Below are 3,853 nucleotides of genomic sequence, written 5' to 3'. Positions count from 1 at the left end.
CCAGCAGCACGGCCGCGGCGAGCAGCACCAGGCGCAGCCGGCGGACCGGCACGCCGAGCGCGTTGGCCGTGTCGTCGCCCAGCTCCATCATCCGCAGCGCCGGGGCGCAGGCGACGAGCAGCAGCGGCGCCAGCACGGCGGTGACGGCGAGCAGCGGCCCGGCGTTGGCCCAGCCCCGCCCGTCCAGGCTGCCGGTGAGCCAGAGCACCGCACGGGCGGCGTCCATCAGTGGGGCCCGGGTCAGCAAATAGCCGTTGACGCCGGTGAGGATCGCGGCGACGCCGATGCCGACCAGGACGAGCCGGTAGCCGTGCACGCCCCGCCGCCAGGCGAGCGCGTAGATCAGCAGGCCGGTGGCGAGCCCGCCGACGACCGCGGCGCCGGCCAGGGCCAGGCTGCCGCCGCCCAGGACGACCACCACCAGCGCGCCGGTCGACGCGCCCTGGGTGAAGCCGAGGATGTCCGGGCTGCCCAGCGGGTTGCGGACCAGCGACTGGAACACCGTGCCGCCCAGCGCCAGCGCGGCGCCGACCAGCAGGGCGGTGACCAGTCGGGGCAGTCGCAGCTCGGTCACGATGAACTGCTCCGCCACGCTGCCGCCGCCCGTCAGGGTGCGCAGCACGTCGGCCGGGCCCATCGGGTAGTCGCCGCTGCCCATCGCGACCAGACCGAGGCCGGCGGCGAGCACCGCCGCGCCGACGCCGACGGCCAGGGCGCGGGGGCGGAACCGCACCGACAACCCACCGGGGGTACGCAGAACCGTCACGTCACCGCTCCGATTCGCTGCGCGCTGGCGCATCTGCTGGTTCGTTCGTTCACGGGTGCGCCACCCGTCCCCGGGTGACCAGCCAGAGGAAGAGCGGGCCGCCCAGCACGGCGGTGACCATGCCGACCTGGAGTTCACCGGGCCGGCCGAGCACCCGGCCCAGCACGTCGGCGCCGAGCAGCAGCACCGGCGCGAGCACCGCGCAGTACGGCAGCAGCCAGCGCAGGTCGGGCCCGGTCAGCGCGCGTACCAGGTGGGGCACCAGCAGGCCGACGAAGACGATCGGGCCGCAGGCTGCGGTCGCCGCGCCGCAGAGCAGGGTGACCGCGACGATCACGGCGGCCCGGATCAGGGCCGGGCGGGCGCCCAGGGCCCGGGCCGCGTCGTCGCCGAGCGCGAGGGCGTTCAGCGGACGGGCGGCGCCGAGCGCGACCAGCAGGCCCACCAGGATGAACGGCGCCACCCGGGTCACGGTCGCGGAGTCCGCGCTGGCCAGCGAGCCGACCGTCCAGAAGCGCAGCCGGTCCAGCGAGGCGGTGTCCAGCAGCATGACCGCGCTCACGAACGAGTACAGGGTGGCGTTGAGCGCCGCGCCGGCCAGCGCGAGGCGGGCCGGGGTGGCGCCACGCCCGCCGCCCACGGCGTAGACCAGCGCGGTGACCAGCGCGGCGCCGAGCAGCGCGAACCAGACGTACCCGCCGATGGCGGTGACGCCCAGGAAGGCGGCGGCGGTGGCCACGGCGGCGGACGCGCCCGCGTTGATGCCGAGCAGCCCGGGGTCGGCGAGGGGGTTGCGGGTGAGGGCCTGCATCACGGCGCCGGCCACTCCGAGCGCCGTGCCGGCGAGCAGCCCGAGCAGGGTGCGGGGCAGGCGCATCCGGTGCACCACCGCGTACTCGGCGGCGTCGCGGTGCAGCAGCCCGGACCAGACGTCGGCGAGCGGCAACGACTTCGCGCCGACCGCGATGCTGAGCACCAGGATCACGCCGAGCAGCGTCACCGCGCCGAGCAGGCCGGCGGCGCGGGCCGCCCGGTGTCGCTGCGGGGGAGGGGCCGTCGACCCGGCCGGCGCGGAGGGTGCCAGCGTGGTGACGGTGGGTGTGGCGTCCAGTGTGGGCTCCGGGGGTGTGGCGACACGGCGAACCGCTGTTGACAACGACCGAGGTTAGGCTAACCTAACTCCGCTGTCCCGGTCGACCCCGACCTTCCCCTGATCGAAAGACGACACCATGCCCGATGCACTGTCCGCCCGTCGCCTCTCTCGTCGTGGCCTGCTGGCCGCTGGCGGCGCCGCCACGCTGGCCGCGCTGCTCGCCGGCTGCGGCAAGGACGATGCCGCCAAGCCCGCTGGCAGCGGAAATGCCGGTGGCCCCTGGTCATTCACCGACGACCGCAACAAGAAGATCGAGGCGGCGGCCCGCCCGGCGCGCGTGGTGGCCTTCACCGGAGTGGCGGCAGCACTGGTCGATTTCGGTCTCGACAAGCAGCTCGTCGGCGTGTTCGGGGAGACCAAGCGCGCCGACGGCACGGCCGACCCGCAGGCGGGCGACCTGAACCTCGAGGGCGTCGAGATCCTCGGCAACGTGTGGGGCGAGTTCAGCCTGGAGAAGTACGCGGCCCTGCGCCCCGAACTGCTCGTCACCCACATGTACGACCCGGACGCCCTCTGGTACGTGCCGGACGAGAGCAAGGACAAGATCCTGCCGCTCGCGCCCAGCGTGGCGATCACCACCGCCCGGGTGCCGATGACCAAGCCCATCGAGCGGTACGCCGCGCTGGCCCAGTCGCTCGGCGCGGACCTCTCGGCCAAGAAGGTCACCGACGCGAAGACCCGCTTCGACGCCGCCGCCGACGCCGTCCGACAGGCCGTCAAGGCCAACCCGGGCATCAAGGTGATGGCCTGCTCCGGCAGCCCCGACCTGTTCTACGTCTCCAACCCCAAGGTCAGCACCGACCTCATGTACTTCGCCGAGCTGGGCGTCGACATCGTGGTGCCCACCAAGCTCGAGGCCGGCGACTACTTCGAGGCGCTCAGCTGGGAGAACGCCGGCAAGTTCCCCGCCGACCTGATCCTGCTGGACAACCGCAGCACCGCCCTGCAACCCAAGGACCTCACCGCCAAGCCGACCTGGCAGCAGCTGCCCGCCGTGCGGGCCAACCAGGTGACCCCGTGGGACGCGGTGCCCCGCTTCTCGTACGCCGGCGCCGCGCCGCTGCTGGAGAACCTCGCCACCGCCATTCGGAACGCGAAGAAGGTCAGCTGACGCCGTGAGCACCAGCACCCGCGAACCCGTCGCCCTGCAGTACCGCTTCTTCGCCGCGCACGTCCTGCGGGCCCGGCGGGTCGGCGCCTCGCTGATCCGGGTCACCTTCGGCGGCGCGGAGCTGACCGACTTCGCCGGCGGCGGCCGGGACCAGAGCGTCTCGCTGTTCCTGCCGCACCCCGGGCAGGACGCCCCGGTCGTCCCGGTCGAGCGGGGCGAGGACTGGTTCGGCGCCTGGCGGGCCCTTGCGCCGGACGTCCGCGCGGTCATGCGCTCGTACACCATCCGGGAGCACCGCCCGGCGGCCGGCGAGGTGGACATCGACTTCGTCGGCCACGGGGGCACCGGTCCCGCCTCGCGGTGGGCCAGCCTGGCGGGGCTCGGCGACCGGGTGCTGCTGCTCGGCCCGGCAGTGTACGACAACCGCAGCGTCTGCTTCCGCCCGCCGGACGACACCGACCTCGTGGTGCTGGCCGCCGACGAGACCGCGCTGCCGGCCACCGCCGGAATCCTGGCCTGGCTGCCCGCCGGCACCCGGGTCCGTGCCTGGATCGAGGTCCCGGACGCCGCGGACATCACCGAGCTGCCCACCGAGGCCGCCGCGGAGATCCGCTGGATCGTGCGCGGCAGCACCACACCCGGCAGTGACCTGCTGGTCAGCGCGCTCCGCGCCGCCCGGCTGCCCGCCGGTAACCCGTACGCCTGGATCGCCGGCGAGTCCGGCGTGGTGCGGGCGCTGCGCCGGCACCTGGTCGGCGAGCGCGGCTTCGACCGTCGACGGGTGACCTTCGCCGGCTACTGGCGGCGCGGGCTGTCCGAGGAG

4 protein-coding genes are annotated in these 3,853 nt (G+C 74.5%); 2 read left to right on the top strand and 2 right to left on the bottom strand.

Annotated features, from left to right (window positions below):
• Together AB0J68_RS28840 and AB0J68_RS28835 are read right to left on the bottom strand one after the other, a co-directional pair.
• Positions 1 to 766 (bottom strand): iron chelate uptake ABC transporter family permease subunit (locus tag AB0J68_RS28840; protein WP_363941632.1); only part of this gene is annotated, 766 nt, incomplete at its 3' end.
• Between the two features lie 49 nt (positions 767 to 815).
• Positions 816 to 1,766 carry an iron chelate uptake ABC transporter family permease subunit gene (locus AB0J68_RS28835; protein WP_363941634.1) on the bottom strand — a complete coding sequence of 317 codons (951 nt, stop codon included), beginning with the start codon at positions 1,764 to 1,766 and terminating at the stop codon, positions 816 to 818.
• Between the two features lie 229 nt (positions 1,767 to 1,995).
• Here AB0J68_RS28835 and AB0J68_RS28830 point away from each other — a divergent pair, with 229 nt between their 5' ends.
• Positions 1,996 to 3,030: an ABC transporter substrate-binding protein gene (locus AB0J68_RS28830; RefSeq protein ID WP_355065057.1), complete on the top strand. Its 1,035-nt coding sequence runs from the start codon at positions 1,996 to 1,998 to the stop codon at positions 3,028 to 3,030.
• A 4-nt stretch (positions 3,031 to 3,034) separates the two neighbouring features.
• On the top strand, positions 3,035 to 3,853 hold an 819-nt coding region (locus tag AB0J68_RS28825; protein WP_363941629.1), incomplete at its 3' end, for a siderophore-interacting protein.

Source organism: Micromonospora sp. NPDC049580, from assembly GCF_040675595.1.
Lineage (GTDB): Bacteria > Actinomycetota > Actinomycetes > Mycobacteriales > Micromonosporaceae > Micromonospora.
Note: the sequence above shows the minus strand (reverse complement) of the source record. Positions and strands in the feature narration are given on the sequence as shown.